The sequence below is a fragment of the Faecalibacterium longum genome (assembly GCF_040094125.1).
GTDB lineage: Bacteria > Bacillota > Clostridia > Oscillospirales > Ruminococcaceae > Faecalibacterium > Faecalibacterium longum.
The window spans coordinates 1-17,648 of record NZ_JBBNIH010000083.1; the positions used below are offsets into that span (position 1 = coordinate 1).

Genomic DNA, 17,648 nt, shown 5'->3' on the forward strand with positions numbered 1-17,648 from the left:
AGAGTCTGAAGAACTTCGATAGCAGAGTTAAAGAATTCCATAGTCGTTTCTCCTTTATTTTGAAAAAATTGTAGACCGTCCGTACACACCTGAAATCGTACATTTTTGAGCCACGAACTGCGGCAGAAGTGGATTTGCTGGTGTACCTCTCTGGTCCGAGTAAAATAAAACCGCCTACCGGGTCAGGCAGACGGGAGCGAATCAGCGTCAATCACAACAAATTCATCATTGGGATTGATTTTTTCTTTTCGGTTCAGATATTTTTCAATATCAAAGGTGTTTTTGGGGTCGTAATCCGAGGTCAACTTGTAGTTGGGGTGCTGGGTCAGGTCGTACTTGTCCGAAAGAAAGGGGCGCACACCTCGCAGCTGCAAAATACACTTGCCGCCGTCCAGCACCGCCAGCTCATCCCGGCTCAATAACTCGTGCCCCATCTTTTGGAACGTAGTGCCGTAACTGGGGCTATTGCCACGGGTGTCTGAGGTGTTGAATGCGTCAATGGTCTCTTTTCCCAGCATTTCCGACAGGTCTTTCAGGGTGGTCGGCTCACTGCCGCCGAGGAAAATCTGGCTGTCCATGTTGCCCACAATGGTATCTGCGTTGTCCTTGTAGATGGCTTTCAACTGGCTTCTTGCCTGCAAAACAAGGCAGGCAGAGATTTCACGGCTGCGGATGGTCGCCACCAGCTTTTCCAGATTGGGAATCTGCCCGATATTGGCGCACTCGTCGATCAGACAGCGTACATGGATGGGCAGCTTGCCGCCGTACACATCATCTGCCTTGTCGCACAGCAGATTGAAAAGCTGGGTGTAGACCATCGAAATCAGAAAATTGAAGGTGCTGTCCGTATCCGACATGATGAGGAACAGAGCTGTTTTCTTATCACCCAGCGTGTCCAGTTGCAGTTCATCGTACATGGTGAGGTCCCGCAGTTCTTGGATGTCGAAGGGGGCGAGCCTAGCACCGCAGGAAATGAGGATGGATTTTGCGGTCTTGCCAGAGACAAATTGTCAAGGACTTTTTCATCAAATTCACAAAAAATCCACAAAAAAGGTGCCAGAAGCATTGTATGGCTCCTGACACCTCGTTTGATAGATTACATTTTTCCGTTCAGCAGGTCTTTGCAGAGATACGCATAGTCTGGCAGCTGGTTGATATATGGCTCCCAGCGCCGCTTGATTTCGGCCAATTCCAGCGGATCGGCTGCTTCCAGCGCGTGATCGTTGCCCGTCATATATAAAACATCCGTAGCTACATCGTCCAAACACCTGTAACAGAGATCGGAGGCAGATTCGATTCTGATACCGGTATCCACATAGACTGGATTTACGCCAATCGTCAGCCAGACATAGCCTACCTTGTCCGACCAGAGCAGTTCAAAATCAGGGCTTTGCCGCAGATGTTCCGCAAAGACCTCCTTTACCCGTTCAATTTCATGTTTTTCTTTTTCTGTGTAAAGCATTTTCGTATCCTCCTTGACAAAAATTTTGGTGCGTACCATCATCAGTTTAGCACAAGGCGGCTTCGTTTATCAGTCTTTCACATCTGCTGAATTTCATTTTTGAGCATACGCTTGATTTTATCGCTCATGGTTTCTGTGCTGGTATTGCTGAAATGGACATGAACCTTGTAGGTTGTCTTGCCGATTTTCTTTACCATCGCTGGCGTGTTTTCCGGCGCTCTGGACGCAGTAGCGGCGTCTGCCACCTGCATAGTACGGGGTTCTCTGTTCATGGCGCTCCTTTCTCCGAACGGGTCTGTGCCGCCCGGTAAAAAATCAGTCGTGCTTACTGTTTACAATGTCTTTTGCTGTCTGTCGGGTAGCCCCGGCATTTTCTTCCCGGAAATTCTTCCCGTCAAAAAGAATCGGCGCACACCGTTCCAAAATACGGTCATAGATACGGGCGTGGGCCAGATCAGGCGGGTTTTTCAGCTCGGACAGTTTCAAGTTTGTTGTGATAATCATGGGCCTGCGGCTGCGGTAGCGGCTGTCGATGACGAAAAACATCTGCTCCATAGCATATTCGGTACTGCGCTCTACTCCCAGATCGTCAATGATAAGTAGGTCATACTCATTAAAGCTGGCGATAAAGTCGGCCCTATCCTCGGAGAACATCCCTGTCAGGCGGTTCAGGATGGTGGGAAAGTTCGTCATCAGCACAGGCACATCCCGGTCAAGCAGGGCGTTGGCGATGCAACCGGCGAAAAAAGACTTGCCGGTTCCCACATCCCCGAACAACAGCAGGCCGGTGTTGTTTTTATATGCCTCCTTCCAGTTCTCCACATAGGCGCGGGCCTTGTCCATCAATGGGTTTTGGCCGTTGTCGTTGGCAAAGGTGTAGTCATAGAGATAGCGGTCTTGCAAGCCCTGTGCCTTTCGGCGTTTGATACGCTCCATGCGGCGCTGCCGTTCTTCAGCAGCCTTGCGCTGTTCCTCGGCCTCCTGCTGGCACTGGCAGATGCAGCGGGGCATGAAGTAGCCTGGTTTTCCAAAGCATGGCACAACGGTCTGCCTCTGGCCGCCGCACTTCTTACAGTGAATGAGGCCGTCTGCCGGGTCTATGTACTCGTCCCCGGCCAGTTCCACACCGGCGGCTGCCTTGTCGATCAGCGCCCGGATTTCTGCGGTAATCTCAATCATACGGTTTCATCTTCCTTTACGCTGTAATCCCGGTTGCGGGTGGGCGGGGCTGCTTTCTTCGCGTCCTCACCGGCCCAGCGCCGGATGGTGGCGGCATGGCTCTGATACCGCTTGCCGGTAGAAGCCATGTACTCGGACAGTTTTTCGATGTACTGTTCCCATACAGCAGGAAAGCTGGCCTGCAAGTCTGCCATTTCCTCGTCCGTCAGGAAAACATTCTGGTAACGGCCATAGGCGCGGGCGGAGCGTCCCTTCTCTATCTCTCTCTTTATCTCTATCTCTTTCTCTAACTCTATCTCTATCTCTGGTGGACGAATGTCGGACAAATGTCCGCCGTTTGTCCGGGGCGCGGAAAGAGCCTTGTTTTGGAGCCTCGCCGCACGCTTTCGCTCGGCCTCGGTGGAGGACTGGCCGATCAGCAGTTCAATATTGCTCATGTAGAAGGTGCCGCTGTCCAGCACTTCCACAAGACCCAGCTTCAAAAAGATCTGCAAGGCTCTCTCCACAGTGCCGATCTGCTGGCGGGTAATGGTGGCGATCATCTGCGCCGTGTAGGGGATGTCCTCGTCAAGCTGGAGCCGCCCGCCATGTTTCAGCGATTTCAGATACAGCTTGAGCAGAATGTTGGAATACAGCACACCATCCTGCATACTTTCCAGCAGCACGATGGAATCATCGTCAAAATAGTTTTCTTTGAGTTTCAGGTAATAATATTTTCGGTTGTCTGACATAGGGTTCCTCCTTGGGGGTTCTCTGGGGATTCTATACGCATTTTAAGGCCGTTTTAGGGGTCAGAGGATAAATCTATCAGCCTGCCTTTGACACCCTCGAAAAAAGCCTTGATTTACAAGGGTTTTTCAGCCCCTAAAGCGTGACATTTCTCCCGTTGTTTTCGCTTACGCTTTGCGGCGTTGACCCGCTTCATGCGTGCGGCACATTCCGGGCAGTATTTGGCCCGGTTGGAACCGGGGGTAAACAGCGCCCCACATATGGCGCATTTCTTCGCATTCAGCCGGTGGAACAGCGCCGTTTCCAGTTCCTTATCCTGCGGCAATACCGCCGCCCGAAACCACCTGCACAACAGGGAGTAGGAAATAGACTGGACACAGACACATTCCTCCCCATCGTCCAGGGCGATACAGTTTCCGTCGATGTAGTTACAGCACTCATGCACCAGCCTCCGCGCTCTGCGGTACTGGCGGTAATCCATGACAGGGATAGGTTCAGACTTATTGTTCTTCATAAATGATTTCTTTCATAGTGTAGCTAACCTCCTTGAATGAATTTATTTTTAAATATTCGTGCAAAGTATTGTTTTCTTCGTGCAAATGGCATATACTATAATTGCCAGCAGAAAGGGGTTGATCGTATGGCTGGAAATACCACAAACATCAGCATCCGCATGGACGCAGATTTGAAAGCACAGGCGGACGCACTGTTTACTGAACTTGGCATGAACCTGACTACGGCGTTTAACATCTTTGTGCGCCAGTCGCTTCGTGAAGGCGGCATTCCCTTTGAAGTAAGGCTGGAACAGCCGAACAAAGAAACGGTTGCTGCCATGCTGGAAGCGGAAAGGATTGCAAAAGACCCGTCTGTAAAGGGCTACAATGACCTTGACGAGTTGTTTGCTGACCTGAAAAGATGAAAGAAACCAAATATACCGTCAAGTACACGACCAGTTTCAAAAAGGACTACAAACGAGCCATAAAGCGTGGCTTGAAGATTGAGCTGCTGGAGCAGGTCGTAGCATTGCTGGCAATGGGCGAACCGCTGCCGGATAAGAACCGTGACCATGACCTGTCCGGCGATTGGGCAGGCCATCGGGAATGTCACATTCTCCCGGACTGGCTGCTTGTCTACCGCATAGAGGATGATGTTCTGGTGCTGACGCTGGCCCGCACCGGCACACACAGCGACTTGTTCGGCAAATAAACAGTCTGCCGCCGTATGGGGAAACCTGTACGGCGGTTTTTCTGTGTGCAAAAGTATGTCGTGAAACGCGGTAGCCCTTACCGCTCCGGCTCCCGGTCGTGAGACTTGTCCCGTTCCTGTCTGGACAGCTGCTCGGCGGTTTTGCGGAGCCGTTCCACTGCTTTCAAATCCTCCCGCATGGCTTTCATGGCAAGCGTGTCCGTCTGCTTTCCAGCGGCCAGCTGGTCGATTTCCAGCTGCCATGCCTTCGGGGTGATTGCCTCGCCGCTGTCTTTCAGTTCTTTCAGATACCGGGCCGCTGCGTCATACAGAATCAGTTCCCGGCTGTGGCGCTGTTCAAACTGTTCCCGTTTTTCCGGCTTTACTTTGGCAAGCTGCTTGTGGATGGACTTGTACTGGGTGTACTGTTCCCACATCTCCCCGCGCTCGGTAAGGGTAGTGATCCGGCGCTCGGCCTTGACGATCTTTCCCCGCAGGTCATAGTAACGGCTGTTCATATCAGCGATTTTTTCATGAAGCTGCTGCATAGACTGGATGCCGTTTGCCTGCAAAAAGCTGAATAGTGTAGCGCTTTCTTGCAAAGTCCGGATTTTGCCGGTGCGGGTGTGGGGAGCGTTCAACTGCTGCTGAGCCTCCCACAAAGCTGTCAAGCTGCTTTGCTGTGTTTGTGGTTTTTCCGTTTCGGCTTTCGACCAGCGATAAAGACGGGTAATGCGGGCTTTGATTTCTTTCAGCAGCTTGTTGTCGGCGGCGATCTGCCGGTTGACTTCTCCCTTGTCGGTGCGGATACCGCGCTTCTCCATCTGGCTGGCCGCTGGCCCCAGGTGGACAGAGGGGATTTTATCAATTCCCTGTCGCTTGTAGCTGCGGTGGTCTACCAGGGCGGGATGACCGGCGGCCTCCAATGCCCTGTTGGTGCAGGCCGCCCATGCCGCCCGCCAAATCTCCACATTCCCTTTGTCGTTCCAGTCGGTGGTGTCCTCCCGGTGGTTCTTCCAGCCGCCTTTCCCGTCCGGGATACGCTGTCCATTCTCGTCCAGGTCGTATGCCTTGCGGCACTTTGCGCCCCATGCGCCATTTTCTTTCAGGGGCCGGACGGTCAGCATGATATGAACATGGGGGTTGCCGGTTCCCTTGTCATGGATAGCAAAGTCGGCGCACATTCCTTTGCCTACAAAGTTGTCCTTCACATAGGCACGCACAAGGGCAAGCTGCTGTTCGCCGGACAGTTCACGGGGCAGGGCTGCTTCAATCTCGCGGGCAAGCTGGCTGTCCCTTGCTTTCTCGATTTGCTCCACGCTGTTCCAGAGGATAGATCGGTCTGCAAATTCCGGCGGCGCGTGGGCAGGCAGCATGATCTCCGCATGGACAATGCCGCCTTTCCGGGTGTAGTCGTGGGTCATTCCATCCCATTCATTTGTCAGCTTGGTTCCGCTGCGGTAAGCAGCTGCGGCAACAGCAGAACGGCCTGCGCTGCGCTTGATAATACTGACGGGGATATGACAAAAATCTATGGGTGGCACCTTCTTTCGGCGGGGATATTTCAGGCTCCGTGGAGCCGAACAAACGCGAAGCGGGTGTTTGGCTGCGCGGGGCGCACAAGGGGTTTGGGGAGTGTAGCGCCCCATCGCGGACGAAGTACGCAACAGCCCCCGGCAGGGCGCACGACACCGGCAACGGTGTATAAGTGCGCCCTTGTAAACAAGGGACTTATGGCGTGTCCCCGGATTTTGGCAGGTTTGCAGTCAATTCCGCAGCCCCCGGAAGATGGGACAGGGCAATCAGAAATGCTTTGACCTCCGCGCCGGAAAGGTCGGGAGCCAGCGGGAAAATCCCCTCCAAAATGGCTCCACGCTCAATCAGGCGGCGGGTGCGAACCCTGCGTTCTTCGTTCCGCTGCTTGTTCTCCAAAATCTTCTTTCGGTTTTCAAGCTGCCGGATCTCCTTCAGGACTTTCTCCCGTTCTTCTTTTTGGTGGTGGGCTGTAATTTTTTCGTTCATGTCAGGCACCTCTTTTCTTTGGAAATACTCATAGATTGACCGTCCATTTCTGACGCGCAAAGTACCGGCGTAGCCTCCGCAGTGCGGCATGGATGGATTTTCCCGCCTGTGATGGCGTGATACTCTCCATTGCGGCAATATCTTTCACTTTCATACCCAGCATATAGCGGGCATGGACACGGCGAGCCTGCATAGGCGGCAGGGAAGAAATGGCTTCATACAATCGCCGTATCAGTTCTTCATATTCGGCTAATTCCTCTTTTTCTATCAGGTAGTCCTCCGGCGATGGCTGCGCCCAGCCGATGGCGGCATTTTCGATTCCATCGTTACAATCGAGGGAATAAAACGCCTTATACCGGAACATCTTGCGATCTCTGGCGGCCTCGGCTCTCTTGTCCAGAAGAAACGCTTCGACGATCTCATCGGACACCTCCACAAAAATGTCCTCTTTGCAAAATGGATAATATTGTTTGAGATTGATGGTCTGCATAGGCACGCCCTCACTCTGTTTGGAAAAGGCCATCATAGCAGCGGCGCATATTCCGCAGCCCCCGACGGATGGAAACGCTGACCTTGCTGCTGTGGACGCCCTCTCTCCGGGAGATTTCCGGCTGCTTGATACCGGCAATGTAGTAGGCGTGAACACGGCGGACCTGTGTCGGAGTGGCATGAGCCAGAGCCACCGGCAGAGCTGCTATCAGGTGCAGGCGGGTGGTCATTTCTTCTCGTTCCAGCAAAATATCTTCCGGCGATCTGCTGTGTTCCAGCGCGTAATTTTCCAGCCAGCTGTATGCGTCCAGAGAGTAGTAGGCGCAGTGGTAGACTTTCCGACGCTCATAGTTCTCCATCTCCCGCTTGGCCTGATACATCGCTGCCCATACCTCGTCCGTAACATCCACAAACTCGTCATGCCGGTAGTGGGGATACATCCACCGCAGATTGATTGTTTTCATAGGCTTACCTCCTGAAAATCGGAGAGGCGGGCAGCTCGTCCGCTGTCCGCCCCTCGCTGAGATAAGGGAAATGATCCCTTTCACTTGGTAGCCAGAAAACAGGTCATTCGTTAAGCCTGTTTTCAAAGAAATTTATAAATTTTTTTCTGACCGCCTCCACACTTTGATACACAGCCACTTTGGAGCAGCCGCACAGCACACCGATCTCTGCAAGGCTCAATCCCTCAAGCGCATAGAGCAGGAACCGGCTACGCTGGGCATTGGTGCAGGTGTCCAGAACAGCCATCAGCTCATGCAGCGTTTCCATGCGGCAAAGGTATTCTTCCGGCGTTTCGCCGTAGGCTCCTACGCCCTCGGTGGTAATGATGTACTCGTCAAATTCCCGGCCATCCCAATGCCGCCGCTGTTCATGAAACAGGTTCTCCGTTTTGTGATCGGCTCGGTCAAGAAATTCATAGACTTCCAGCGTGACCTCCACGGCCACAGCTTGTCCGTTATAATTGATGGTAACTTCCATCTGCCTTTCCTCCATTCAGATTTTTTGGGTAAATCTGAATGGGGCGGCGGGGAGCGGCACCGGGGATAAAGTTCGGGCCATGCTGACCCGATGTTCCGGCTCCACAGGGACAAAAAAGCGCCCGGACGGCATAAAGCCATACGAGCGTAATGGAATATATTTTGCTGTTTGGTTACATGGTATAGTGCATACTGCTGGCCGCATTGCTCCGCTGCTGGAAACAGGCTTTTTTTAGCTGGTGCAGGTCATGGGTACTGTGAAAAAAGACAAGAATAGACACGGCGGCAATCCTCCTATATGCCGCCGTGGATTTACACGGTGTTAGGTCGTCGTTGGTTTAGGATAGACGAAAAGAAACGGCGGCTCTGAAAATCAAAGCCGCCGCTTCATAGGCGCGTGGAAATGTGTCTGCTTTACGACGGCTTTTTTTCTTTTGCCGTCGTCCGGCAGATGTATGAATCTATAGGTATTTTCTATTCAATCTTTTTTCTTTTTTCTTGATAAATATGAAACGCTGCTACTCCAGTCGCTGCCAACTGAACCAGAATTAGAACAGCAAACAGACCGAAGCTCTCATAATAGAACAGCTCATCCCTAAATAGAAGGACATCACAGAGCGCAGTCAAGGTAAGTGTCACAAAGTAAATGATATAATCCCGCAGGTTTCTGCGGATATTTTGAATTGCTAACTTCCAGTACATATCCCATCACCTTCCGCTGTTGGAGTTGTTGCGAATCGAACGCTGGAACAGCAGCCATGTACTGAGAAAATAGCAACTCAGCAGCAAAGCGAAAATCCCAACAATGATACCTATTTGCCGCATCAAGGCTCCGCAGCCAATATAAGCTGAGATTTCAGCAGAAACACTTTGAAGAAAATAGCCAATCACAATAATTGCTACAACGATTGCCGCTGTGATCGGCATCCCAAACCAAACACCAAGCTGTTTTAGAACCAAAGTATGCAGGTCCTTCTCTTCCACTCCCATTTTTCGCAGAACCGAAAATCTGTAGTTGTTTTTTTCTGCATCCAGGAGCTGCTGAAGAGCCAGCACGGTAAGACACATCACCATCAGCACAATTGCACCATAGATCAAGGACGCTTTTAGGATAAAGTTAAGGGCGATTATACGGTTCACTTCCGTAGTATGGACAGTTGTACTGTATCCTGCCAGATTGTCTTTATCAGGATCTTCTGGATAAGAACGCCCAAGAAGCTGTTCCAGCATTTCTGCCGTTTTGAAGGGAAGCGGATATTGAGTCATCACAAATCGGTTGCTCTGTACCGGAAGCAAGACTTGCGCTATCTCGTCAGGTATGATATACACCACATCTGTATAAAGATTATAGATGGATTCCCCCACAGGCTCCTGAAACACGGCGTTCTCACTGAGTTTCAGGGTGCCTGCGTCAGTTTCCAGTAAGGTATGCTCAGCGATGTAGTTTTCAATATCCTTCTCCTCTGCCGCACGATGCCAGTGGGTAGCAAATTCATCCGTTTGTAAGATAATAGGTTCATATCCCAACATTTTCCGAACAGCGTTATAATCCTTCAGTGCAATCGCCAAGGGAGGAAAATCGTACTTTGCCCGCTGGTAAAAGTCGCTTTTTTGGGGAAGATATTCCGAAAAAGTCAAATCGTCCTTTATCGCTATGTTGTTTTGTTCTATGAACGCAGTAATTTCCCCATAGTCTGTATCCGGAAGATTTTCCACTTCATAAACATCGTTGTAGCGGCTTGAAATTTGAATATCATAGACTGCCCGACTATCCAAATAGCCCAGACTCCATCCTGTCAAAACCGGCGCAATGACAAACAAGCAGATAGAAAAAGTCAGGGTCACACAAATGATCGTCATCGTTTTCGTATTGGTAGCCAGCTTAGAGGAAAGCTGTCCAAACAGAAATAAACTCGTATTGTGATATTTGCGGGACACTTTAGATTCCTTCCAGTATAGGAGCGCCGCATTTGATAAATACATGACTGCGGAAATGATAAACAAAATATCCGCAACCCCAAACAGCAAATATTGATTCAGAGTTGGGGCATCAAATCCAAGGAAGTAGGCTTTTTCCAGTTCTGCGATGGAAAAAATCGGGATAGCGGTCAATACTGCACCAGCCAGAAGCCCGCAAAGGTATCGGGAAAATCCTATTTTTCTGTGTAAAACAGCACCTGCGATTGCCCAAAGCAGCGTCAGTGCAGGGAAAAGGACATTCCCCCAATACATGAGCTTTACAGGAAGCGGATGTCTGGGATCGGAGTAAAAATGATATTTTACAGCACCTACCTCCAGCATCCACAGCAGCATAATGCCATAGATAATACAGATCATCGGCATCCATCTGCTTTTATGAAGCGGTTTTTCATTCTGACGGTTTGCCGTCATAAGCTCAATAATCCTGCTTTTGTTGAGAATTCTGACATTCCCGACTCCAACCAGAATCTGGCAAACAACAAAGAAGCCCACGGTCAGCAGCACGGTATCTGGAAAAAAAGACCAAGAAAAAGCGTAGGGTTCCCCAAAAGAAGCAAGCAGCATAGCCGTAATGACCTGAGAAACGACCATCCCCAGAAGGATTCCCACCGACACAGAGAATATGAGCAGGAAAAAAGTCTCTCCAAAAAAGAGCAGTCCTATGGTTTTTTGCTCCATTCCCAGGGTTGCCTCAACTGCAAACTCCGATTGTTTTTTTCTCAGCATGAAACGATTGACATAGTGGATCAGAAACAACAGAAGCAGACTAATCCCGCAAATCGCCAGTTTCATACCTCCAGCCAGCAGGGAAATATTATATTCCGCACCAATGGTCGGATGATAATGGGTGCTGCTGATAGACAAAAACGCATAGAACAATGTGACACAGAGTGCCATGGTCACAATATAAATCAAATAGTCCTTTCCTGACCGCTTTGCATTTTTGAAAATGAGTTTAGTGTACATCATTCACACCCCCTCCCATCATGGTAAGGACATTCAAGATTTTTTCAAAGAAAACCCTACGAGAATCACTGCCTTTGAGAATTTCCGTGAAGATTGCACCATCTCTTAAAAAGAGAATACGATTGGCATAGCTTGCCGAAAAAGCGTCATGTGTTACCATCAGGATTGTGGCGTCAAGGCTTTCGTTAATACTCTGGATTGTGGAGAGCAAGGCTTGTGACGAGTGACTATCTAACGCGCCGGTAGGTTCGTCCGCCAGGATCAACTTTGGCTGGTTGATAATAGCTCTGGCACAGGCACACCGCTGTTTTTGACCGCCGGACACCTGATAGGGATATTTATCCAGAATATCCGTGATATTCAGCTTTCCGGCCATTTCCCGCACCCGCCCATCAATCTCACCTGCAGGAACCTTGTTGATAGTCAGTGCCAAGGCAATGTTTTCCGAGATTGTCAGAGTGTCCAGCAGGTTAAAATCCTGAAATACAAATCCAAGATTCTCCCGACGAAACCGGGCAATCTGTTTTTCGTTGATTTCCGTCACATCGGTTCCGTCCAGATAGATATGTCCCGCACTGACGGTATCAATGGTGGAAATACAGTTGAGCAGGGTAGTCTTGCCGGAACCGGATGCTCCCATGATTCCTACAAATTCCCCTTCCTGAACGGAAAAGCTGATGTCCTGAATTGCTTTTGTAACATTCCCGCCATTTCCGTAATATTTTTGGATATGATCCAGTTTCAAAATTTCTTTCATTGTTATCACCTCTGATCTCTATTGTAGAATAAGAGTGGCTTCGTTTGTATCAAGTTTTCTTACAAAGTTCTAACAAAAATGTAAGAAGTGCAGGACCGCAATCAGCCCTGCACTTCATGGATCAGACAGTTGATGTGAAACGCCAGGGAAATGGCGGTTCCTTGTTCCGATGATTCTGCCGCAATGCCAATGCCCAGCTTTTCACAGAGCCGTTTGCATAGGTACAGGCCAATGCCTGTGGACTGCTGGACCATACGACCATTCTGACCGGTAAATCCCTTTTCAAAGATACGGGGCAGATCGGACGCAGCAATCCCGATTCCATTGTCCTCCATGACAAGAACAACCTGATCTTGCCGTTTATGAGTAGAAATGCGGAGAACCGGTTGTTCCGTACGATACTTGACCGCATTGGCAATCAGTTGGTTCAGAATAAAGCGCACCCACTTTTCATCTGAATAAACCGTGTCCTGCATTTCCTCCACTTCCAGACGCATACCACCTTGGAGCAGCAGATATTTATTATCTGCAATCGCCTGATGCACCACTTGGGACAGTGCCATTTCCCGGACAGAATAATCTTTCTCTGTATGCTCACTGCGGGCGTAATAAAGAGCTTGTTCGGTAAAGCGGTTGGTCTTTTCCAGTTCCAGCAGAAGTTCCTTTGTCCAGTCCGTCCGGTGGTTTTCACATAGGAGTTTCATGGCAGTAATGGGCGTTTTGATTTCGTGAATCCATTGCTCAATGTATTCTTTGTACTCCAGGCGTTCCCGCTCGACTTCTCCAATCTGTTCCAACATGGATTTTCCAGCCATTTTCAAAAGCTGATAGTAAACCTGATCCTCGGCCTGTTCCGGCAGCTCCATCACTTCGGAAATGAGGTATCTTTCGGAAAGCTGCTCCGCCATATCCAGAAGTTTTTTCATCTGCCGCTTCCGTTTCCAGTAAGTGAGGACAAGTCCCGTCAGCAAAATCAATGCCCATACAATCAGAATCAATACTACTGCGGAAACCGAATTGCCGCACACCAGCAAAAATACAGTGAGTGCAGCCATACAAACAAGGTTCGTCAGCAGAAATGGTAGCCTGTTTTTCCAATATCGTCTGCTGTTCATATCGTGTACCCCTGTCGGTGCTTTGTCTTGATAAAATCCGTCAGACCGATGCCCGCCAGTTTTTCCCGGATGCGGTTGATATTGACGCTCAAAGCATTGTCATCCACATATAGCTGATTGTCCCACAAATACTCAATTATATCTCCGCGAGAACAGATTTTTCCACCGTTCTTGAACAAATAATAGAGAATTTTCAATTCGTTCTTAGTAAGTTCTACGCTCCGTCCATTATAGTCCAAACTGCTGGATTCCAGATGCAGCACCGCATCTCCATAGACGATCTTCTCCCGTTGTTGTGCGGGATAGGTTTTCTTCAGCAGAGAAGCAATTTTCGCAAGCAGGATTGCTGTGTTATAGGGCTTCGTGATAAAAGCGTCTCCACCCAACATAATGCTATTCAGCTCGTCCATATCCGTGTTGCAGCTTGTCACAAAGATGATTGGCACTTCGGAAAAGGTACGAATTTTAGAGCATAAAGCAAAACCATTCTCTCCGGGTAACTTAATGTCCAACAAAATCAGATGTGGCTTTTCATCCTGAATCTGTTCTGTCACAGCAGAAAAATTCCTTACTCCAAGCGTTGTATATCCATTTCCATTCAATAAAGTTTGTAATTCTCCCTGTATCACAGGATCATCTTCAATTATCATAATTTTAGATAGTTTCATGCTTTCTGCACCTTTCCTTGTTTTGTCCGGCCATCAACTGGCTTCTCCGCAGTTTTAGGGATCAGCCAAACACCAGCCATCTTCACAGCGCCGTGGATACGCTCACCGGCACAATAGTAGTTTACCCTACGAGGTGTCACGCCCCACTTCTCGGCGGCCTCTTTCAATGTCATATAGTCCATTTCGCACCTCCACAGAGTACATTATAGTTCTCTTTCTCGAACAATGCAAGGAACGAAATGTGAATTATAAACTTCAACTAACCTGCATATAGCAACATTCCACAGGCAAAGTATGAATTATACAATGTAACTGGGTGATGTTATATGGCGAAAGTTGAAGATTGTCCCGGTTTTGAAACCTTCGGCGCAGATGTCAAAGCTGCACGAGAGGCAAAGCGTCTGGCACGAAAAACATTGGCAGAAATGGTTGGGATTGAATGGCGGTATCTTGCCAACATTGAGAATCAAGGTGCGATTCCGAGCCTGCCTGTGATGATCCAGTTGATTAAGGTCTGCGGACTTCCCGTGGAACGGTATTTTAACCCGGAGATTATACGAGAAGAAAGCGAACAGCGGCAACGGGCCAGCCACAAGCTGAAGCTTTGCCCTGAAGAATACCTGCCGATTATCGAAGGTGCCATAGACGGGGCGCTCAAAATGGAACAGACTGCGAAGCAGAAGGAGGACGCATAATCGCGGCCTCCTTCTGGCGTTTCTGTATCATGTTTCCCTGCACTTTTCCAAAAGTTCCCGGCACCTCTGCTGGATTTCTCCGGTTTCTGTCACAGTCAGGTCACGGTCATTTCCAGTAATCTTATCTTCCAGAAAGTTGGCGTATGTACCCAACAAAGCGTTCCGTAAATCCTCCGGGGTTTTCTGTATTTCAACGCTGTACCAGTCATTCCGGTGGGGTTCCCATGCCATCAATGTATAACCGTGGCTGGTCTGAACCACCTCATACAGTGGATCATCATCCAGATATGCCTGAAACACTTTCAAAATCTTTTCAAAGGTCAGCATTTCCCGCACCTCCCATTCAGCTGCAAATCAGTTCCCTGATTAAAATTTCCTCAATCTGTGCCGTTAATGTGTTCATCAGCCCCACCCAACGCATAGGGTCACAGGCTTTCAGTTCTTCCGTGACACCCGCAGTCTCCATCATGTGAGGCAACATGGTGTCCACGCGCTCCTGCGCTGTCCGGTCAATCTCTAACAGGTGTGGATACAGCTTCTCGCTCATCAGCAGTTGGTTGTAGAGAATGGGGCGATGTTTCTTTAGGTAGGATTTTCTCATCCTGCCGTACTTGCCGATAGAAGTTCCCGGCTGTTCAGAAAGTTTTAGGTTGGGTATATCATAATCTCCACAACGAATGTAAGTCAACTTACTCATTTTCATTCTCCTTTGCTTCGTGATGATTAGACTGCTGCGCTGGCTGCTATGCTGCCTTTGCGCGGTTCTTCTTTTGGTAGCTGACCGATAGTAGAAAAAACACCTTTTTTCATATCCTCAGCCCGGATCAGGGCTTTCTTAGCGTCCATTTCCGCTTTTTTCTTCGCCTTGATTTTGTCCTCATACCGTTTCTGTGCACCGCTGGCTTTCCGCTTCAAATAGTTCTGATGGAGCCTGTCCTTGCGTTCTTCTTTTTTCTGCAGTTCTTCCTGTTCCTCCGGGGTTAAAGGAACCGGCTGTAAGGATGGTGGGATATAGCGTCCTAAAAAATTGAAGTAGATTTCAATTTCCTGCGTGGTGTCCTGGCTGCCTTTTCGGGCGCGTTCGTGGACAAGGATTTTCTCTACAAACTCGTTGAGCATGGTGTTTGTCAGAGTGTCAAAATTCTCATACTTATCAATTAGGGCTATAAATTTCTCTGCGGATTTCTGGCTCTGCTCATAGCCGGTAACAGCCTTTTCCAGCTCCACAATTTCAATCTCAAGTGCGTCCTGCTCTTTGGCATACTGTGCATCAAGCGCCCTATATCGTGCATCCGGCAGCTTGCCGAGGGCGTTGTCCTCATAGATTTTGCAAATCAGTTTTTCCAGTTCTCCGGCTCTCTTTTGAGCAGCAGCCAGACGCCTGCGCTTTTTCGATATATCGGCACTCTGTTGAGCAACCTGCGTTTCCTGAACGGTGTGAATAAATTCCGTCCGGTCATTTCTGGAATATTCAGCGATAGCCCGGAGCGTGTCAGAAACCAATGTCAGAACAGCACTCTCATTGATACGGTGTTGTGTAGGGCATAGTGTCCCACACGGAACTTTGGTATAATTGGAACAGGTATATTGAGAAATCCGCCTGCCATTGTTGGTGCGGTGGACATACATCTTGCCGCCACAATCGGCACAATAGAGCAAACCTGTGAGGGGAGCCGCTTCGCCCCAGCCGTTTGGATAACGCCGTACATTGCTGCGGATTTTCTGCGCCAAATCAAAGGTCTGCTGGTCGATAATGGCTTCATGGGTATTCTCAAAGATCGTCCATTCATCCTCAGAAACATAGTGGCTTTTCTTATCCTTAAAGTGCTTGCGGGTCTTGAAATTGATGGTATGCCCTAAATACTCTCGTTTTTTCAAAATGTTCACGATGGTAGATGATCCCCATCCATAGGGGTCTTTGACCGGCTTTGAACGGTTCACACCTTCGTTGAATCGGGCAAGGTGTACGACAGGAATTTCAATCCGGTCTGCGGACAACTTGCAAGCGATCTGATAAGGCCCATATCCCTCCAGCGTGAGGGAAAAGATACGGCGTACCACTTCGGCGGCTTCCTCATCTACCAGCCAATGCTCCCGCTTTTCGTCCCATAAGTAGCCGTAAATCACGGTGCCTGTCAGGTGCTTACCGCTCATGCCTTTTGACTTAAACACAGAGCGGATTTTCCGGCTGGTGTCGCGGGCGTAAAACTCATTCATGATATTGCGGAAGGGCGTAAAATCATCGTCGCCTTTCAGACTGTCCACGCCATCGTTGATGGCAATTAACCGGACGCCGCGCTGCCGCAAAATCTCCATGACCTGGCCGACTTTCAGATAGTCACGCCCTAACCGGCTCATGTCCTTGATGACGATTGCCTCTACACGCCCTGCCTCCACTTCCTCCATCATCGCCAAAAATCCGGGGCGGTCAAAACGGGTGCCTGAGATACCATCATCGGTAAAGTGCGTAGGGTTGGGCAGCCCATTCCGGCGGGCAAAATCCTCTAACATCTGCTTTTGGTTGGATATGGAATTGCTCTCGCCCTGTAACTCATCGTCCCGGCTCAGGCGCTCGTACAGTGGGGTAATTTTTTCATTTCTCATGGCTGTACCTCCTGAAACAAAAATGCTCTAAGTGATTGCTTCACTAACCATGACAAAATCATGATTAAGAAGTCACTTAGAGCATATATCACCGGCAGCCAGCTTGTAAAGTTTGTACTGCCGCCCGGCAAAGCTGTTTGGCTTCTTTTTTGCCAGTTCCTCAAACAGCAAGTCCACCGGGTTCTGGTATTCCTCATCGTCCTCCAGCACCTGCATGGTGTTGAGCATTTCCAACAGTGTTGCAAAATTCTGCTCCTCCACAGGGGCTTCATAATGCAGATAGGCGATCAGTGCAGTGAGCAAAAGACGTTCGCTTTTCTCCCAAAATGGATCGCCGCCACTGCCTTCACCTTTCGTGTTGGTCATCAGGGTCGTGACCAGTTTCAGAATATCTTTTTCGCTGTGGACATAGGCGAAGGGGTTATAGTGCATCGACTTTTTGAAGTTGATGGTGTTCAGAATCCTGACCTTGTAGCCGTTTTTCAACATTGCGTTGCCACATTCAAGCAAGATCGTACTTTTGGGGTCAGTGACCACATAGGAGCTGTGACATTGTAAAAGGTTGGGCTTGAGCCAAAACCGGGTCTTGCCGCTGCCGGAGCCGCCCACCACCAGCACATTTTTGTTCCGGGCGTTTTTGGGGTCCGGTGGGCGGTTGGACATCATCAGCCGTTCCGTTTTGGTCAGGATAATGTTGTCGGCAAACTTGGGTGCCATGAACGGCTCAATATCCTTGGCGGTGCCCCATGAAGCGTTTTGTCAAGTGCTTTTTTGAGTTATTGACGCTAATTATCGTGAAAGTGCGAAAGTGCAAAGT

At 49.4% G+C, this 17,648-nt stretch carries 22 protein-coding genes and 2 pseudogenes; 3 read left to right on the forward strand and 21 right to left on the reverse strand.

The window, feature by feature from the left end; genetic code table 11:
- Positions 1–182 precede the first annotated feature (182 nt).
- From AAAU26_RS02220 to AAAU26_RS02245, 6 genes and pseudogenes are all read right to left on the reverse strand, one after another.
- Positions 183–1,010: pseudogene (locus AAAU26_RS02220) on the reverse strand (VirD4-like conjugal transfer protein, CD1115 family); the annotation flags it as partial.
- Between the two features lie 86 nt (positions 1,011–1,096).
- The gene (locus AAAU26_RS02225) at positions 1,097–1,462 is read right to left on the reverse strand and encodes a hypothetical protein (RefSeq protein WP_227619386.1); all 366 of its coding nucleotides are present in this window, start codon (positions 1,460–1,462) and stop codon (positions 1,097–1,099) included.
- Between the two features lie 77 nt (positions 1,463–1,539).
- Positions 1,540–1,713: a transposon-encoded TnpW family protein gene (locus AAAU26_RS02230; RefSeq protein WP_005924807.1), complete on the reverse strand. Its 174-nt coding sequence runs from the start codon at positions 1,711–1,713 to the stop codon at positions 1,540–1,542.
- A gap of 64 nt (positions 1,714–1,777) precedes the next feature.
- Complete coding sequence (locus AAAU26_RS02235) at positions 1,778–2,641, reverse strand: ATP-binding protein (RefSeq protein ID WP_005924810.1); 864 nt, start codon at positions 2,639–2,641, stop codon at positions 1,778–1,780.
- Positions 2,638–3,372, reverse strand: coding sequence for a phage replisome organizer N-terminal domain-containing protein (locus tag AAAU26_RS02240; protein WP_118734881.1), 735 nt, complete (start codon positions 3,370–3,372; stop codon positions 2,638–2,640). The genes AAAU26_RS02235 and AAAU26_RS02240 overlap by 4 nt, the downstream gene beginning before the upstream one ends.
- 113 nt (positions 3,373–3,485) lie before the next feature.
- On the reverse strand, positions 3,486–3,884 hold the full coding sequence (locus AAAU26_RS02245; protein ID WP_005924815.1) for a cysteine-rich VLP domain-containing protein: 399 nt from the start codon (positions 3,882–3,884) through the stop codon (positions 3,486–3,488).
- A gap of 126 nt (positions 3,885–4,010) precedes the next feature.
- Here AAAU26_RS02245 and AAAU26_RS02250 point away from each other — a divergent pair, with 126 nt between their 5' ends.
- Positions 4,011–4,289, forward strand: coding sequence for a type II toxin-antitoxin system RelB/DinJ family antitoxin (locus AAAU26_RS02250; RefSeq protein ID WP_005924829.1), 279 nt, complete (start codon positions 4,011–4,013; stop codon positions 4,287–4,289).
- On the forward strand, positions 4,286–4,576 hold the full coding sequence (locus AAAU26_RS02255; RefSeq protein ID WP_002596328.1) for a type II toxin-antitoxin system YafQ family toxin: 291 nt from the start codon (positions 4,286–4,288) through the stop codon (positions 4,574–4,576). The genes AAAU26_RS02250 and AAAU26_RS02255 overlap by 4 nt, the downstream gene beginning before the upstream one ends.
- Positions 4,577–4,653: 77 nt before the next feature.
- On the opposite strand, the gene mobQ is transcribed toward AAAU26_RS02255, so the two are convergent.
- From mobQ to AAAU26_RS02310, 11 genes are all read right to left on the reverse strand, one after another.
- Positions 4,654–6,099 (reverse strand): MobQ family relaxase, encoded by a 1,446-nt coding sequence (gene mobQ / locus AAAU26_RS02260; RefSeq protein WP_227619387.1) that lies wholly within the window; start codon positions 6,097–6,099, stop codon positions 4,654–4,656.
- Positions 6,100–6,286: 187 nt separating this feature from the next.
- Positions 6,287–6,577: a DUF3847 domain-containing protein gene (locus AAAU26_RS02265; RefSeq protein WP_005924841.1), complete on the reverse strand. Its 291-nt coding sequence runs from the start codon at positions 6,575–6,577 to the stop codon at positions 6,287–6,289.
- A gap of 28 nt (positions 6,578–6,605) precedes the next feature.
- Positions 6,606–7,067: an RNA polymerase sigma factor gene (locus AAAU26_RS02270; protein WP_044960469.1), complete on the reverse strand. Its 462-nt coding sequence runs from the start codon at positions 7,065–7,067 to the stop codon at positions 6,606–6,608.
- 10 nt (positions 7,068–7,077) lie between these two features.
- Positions 7,078–7,530, reverse strand: a complete 453-nt coding sequence (locus AAAU26_RS02275; protein ID WP_005924849.1) for a hypothetical protein — start codon at positions 7,528–7,530, stop codon at positions 7,078–7,080.
- A gap of 103 nt (positions 7,531–7,633) precedes the next feature.
- Positions 7,634–8,047 (reverse strand): RNA polymerase sigma factor, encoded by a 414-nt coding sequence (locus AAAU26_RS02280; protein ID WP_044960471.1) that lies wholly within the window; start codon positions 8,045–8,047, stop codon positions 7,634–7,636.
- A gap of 473 nt (positions 8,048–8,520) precedes the next feature.
- Positions 8,521–8,748: a hypothetical protein gene (locus AAAU26_RS02285; protein ID WP_005924859.1), complete on the reverse strand. Its 228-nt coding sequence runs from the start codon at positions 8,746–8,748 to the stop codon at positions 8,521–8,523.
- A 6-nt stretch (positions 8,749–8,754) separates the two neighbouring features.
- The gene (locus tag AAAU26_RS02290) at positions 8,755–10,995 is read right to left on the reverse strand and encodes an FtsX-like permease family protein (RefSeq protein WP_349180899.1); all 2,241 of its coding nucleotides are present in this window, start codon (positions 10,993–10,995) and stop codon (positions 8,755–8,757) included.
- Positions 10,982–11,749, reverse strand: a complete 768-nt coding sequence (locus AAAU26_RS02295; protein ID WP_005924873.1) for an ABC transporter ATP-binding protein — start codon at positions 11,747–11,749, stop codon at positions 10,982–10,984. The genes AAAU26_RS02290 and AAAU26_RS02295 overlap by 14 nt, the downstream gene beginning before the upstream one ends.
- A gap of 101 nt (positions 11,750–11,850) precedes the next feature.
- A complete protein-coding gene (locus AAAU26_RS02300; RefSeq protein WP_005924876.1) occupies positions 11,851–12,864 on the reverse strand; it encodes a sensor histidine kinase in 1,014 nt (337 codons plus the stop codon).
- Positions 12,861–13,532: a response regulator transcription factor gene (locus AAAU26_RS02305; RefSeq protein WP_005924879.1), complete on the reverse strand. Its 672-nt coding sequence runs from the start codon at positions 13,530–13,532 to the stop codon at positions 12,861–12,863. Before AAAU26_RS02305 ends, AAAU26_RS02300 begins: the two co-directional genes overlap by 4 nt.
- A complete protein-coding gene (locus tag AAAU26_RS02310) occupies positions 13,529–13,714 on the reverse strand; it encodes a helix-turn-helix domain-containing protein (RefSeq protein ID WP_005924882.1) in 186 nt (61 codons plus the stop codon). Before AAAU26_RS02310 ends, AAAU26_RS02305 begins: the two co-directional genes overlap by 4 nt.
- A 144-nt stretch (positions 13,715–13,858) precedes the next feature.
- Here AAAU26_RS02310 and AAAU26_RS02315 point away from each other — a divergent pair, with 144 nt between their 5' ends.
- Positions 13,859–14,227, forward strand: a complete 369-nt coding sequence (locus AAAU26_RS02315; RefSeq protein ID WP_005924885.1) for a helix-turn-helix transcriptional regulator — start codon at positions 13,859–13,861, stop codon at positions 14,225–14,227.
- A 27-nt stretch (positions 14,228–14,254) separates the two neighbouring features.
- Here AAAU26_RS02315 and AAAU26_RS02320 read toward each other — a convergent pair whose 3' ends face one another.
- The 4 genes and pseudogenes from AAAU26_RS02320 to AAAU26_RS02335 form a co-directional block, all read right to left on the reverse strand.
- Complete coding sequence (locus AAAU26_RS02320; RefSeq protein ID WP_005924888.1) at positions 14,255–14,554, reverse strand: hypothetical protein; 300 nt, start codon at positions 14,552–14,554, stop codon at positions 14,255–14,257.
- Between the two features lie 16 nt (positions 14,555–14,570).
- Positions 14,571–14,924, reverse strand: coding sequence for a TnpV protein (locus AAAU26_RS02325; RefSeq protein WP_044960474.1), 354 nt, complete (start codon positions 14,922–14,924; stop codon positions 14,571–14,573).
- A 26-nt stretch (positions 14,925–14,950) separates the two neighbouring features.
- On the reverse strand, positions 14,951–16,831 hold the full coding sequence (locus tag AAAU26_RS02330) for a recombinase family protein (protein ID WP_005924894.1): 1,881 nt from the start codon (positions 16,829–16,831) through the stop codon (positions 14,951–14,953).
- A 90-nt stretch (positions 16,832–16,921) separates the two neighbouring features.
- Positions 16,922–17,587 (reverse strand): annotated as a pseudogene (locus AAAU26_RS02335) (type IV secretory system conjugative DNA transfer family protein); the annotation flags it as partial.
- Positions 17,588–17,648: the final 61 nt, after the last annotated feature.

Coding starts and splice junctions, on each gene's coding strand:
- AAAU26_RS02225 (WP_227619386.1), bottom strand. CDS start 1,462: ATGCTTTACACAGAAAAAGAAAAACATGAAATTGAACGGGTAAAGGAG.
- AAAU26_RS02230 (WP_005924807.1), bottom strand. CDS start 1,713: ATGCAGGTGGCAGACGCCGCTACTGCGTCCAGAGCGCCGGAAAACACG.
- AAAU26_RS02235 (WP_005924810.1), bottom strand. CDS start 2,641: ATGATTGAGATTACCGCAGAAATCCGGGCGCTGATCGACAAGGCAGCC.
- AAAU26_RS02240 (WP_118734881.1), bottom strand. CDS start 3,372: ATGTCAGACAACCGAAAATATTATTACCTGAAACTCAAAGAAAACTAT.
- AAAU26_RS02245 (WP_005924815.1), bottom strand. CDS start 3,884: ATGAAGAACAATAAGTCTGAACCTATCCCTGTCATGGATTACCGCCAG.
- AAAU26_RS02250 (WP_005924829.1), top strand. CDS start 4,011: ATGGCTGGAAATACCACAAACATCAGCATCCGCATGGACGCAGATTTG.
- AAAU26_RS02255 (WP_002596328.1), top strand. CDS start 4,286: ATGAAAGAAACCAAATATACCGTCAAGTACACGACCAGTTTCAAAAAG.
- AAAU26_RS02265 (WP_005924841.1), bottom strand. CDS start 6,577: ATGAACGAAAAAATTACAGCCCACCACCAAAAAGAAGAACGGGAGAAA.
- AAAU26_RS02270 (WP_044960469.1), bottom strand. CDS start 7,067: ATGCAGACCATCAATCTCAAACAATATTATCCATTTTGCAAAGAGGAC.
- AAAU26_RS02275 (WP_005924849.1), bottom strand. CDS start 7,530: ATGAAAACAATCAATCTGCGGTGGATGTATCCCCACTACCGGCATGAC.
- AAAU26_RS02280 (WP_044960471.1), bottom strand. CDS start 8,047: ATGGAAGTTACCATCAATTATAACGGACAAGCTGTGGCCGTGGAGGTC.
- AAAU26_RS02285 (WP_005924859.1), bottom strand. CDS start 8,748: ATGTACTGGAAGTTAGCAATTCAAAATATCCGCAGAAACCTGCGGGAT.
- AAAU26_RS02290 (WP_349180899.1), bottom strand. CDS start 10,995: ATGATGTACACTAAACTCATTTTCAAAAATGCAAAGCGGTCAGGAAAG.
- AAAU26_RS02295 (WP_005924873.1), bottom strand. CDS start 11,749: ATGAAAGAAATTTTGAAACTGGATCATATCCAAAAATATTACGGAAAT.
- AAAU26_RS02300 (WP_005924876.1), bottom strand. CDS start 12,864: ATGAACAGCAGACGATATTGGAAAAACAGGCTACCATTTCTGCTGACG.
- AAAU26_RS02305 (WP_005924879.1), bottom strand. CDS start 13,532: ATGAAACTATCTAAAATTATGATAATTGAAGATGATCCTGTGATACAG.
- AAAU26_RS02310 (WP_005924882.1), bottom strand. CDS start 13,714: ATGGACTATATGACATTGAAAGAGGCCGCCGAGAAGTGGGGCGTGACA.
- AAAU26_RS02315 (WP_005924885.1), top strand. CDS start 13,859: ATGGCGAAAGTTGAAGATTGTCCCGGTTTTGAAACCTTCGGCGCAGAT.
- AAAU26_RS02320 (WP_005924888.1), bottom strand. CDS start 14,554: ATGCTGACCTTTGAAAAGATTTTGAAAGTGTTTCAGGCATATCTGGAT.
- AAAU26_RS02325 (WP_044960474.1), bottom strand. CDS start 14,924: ATGAGTAAGTTGACTTACATTCGTTGTGGAGATTATGATATACCCAAC.
- AAAU26_RS02330 (WP_005924894.1), bottom strand. CDS start 16,831: ATGAGAAATGAAAAAATTACCCCACTGTACGAGCGCCTGAGCCGGGAC.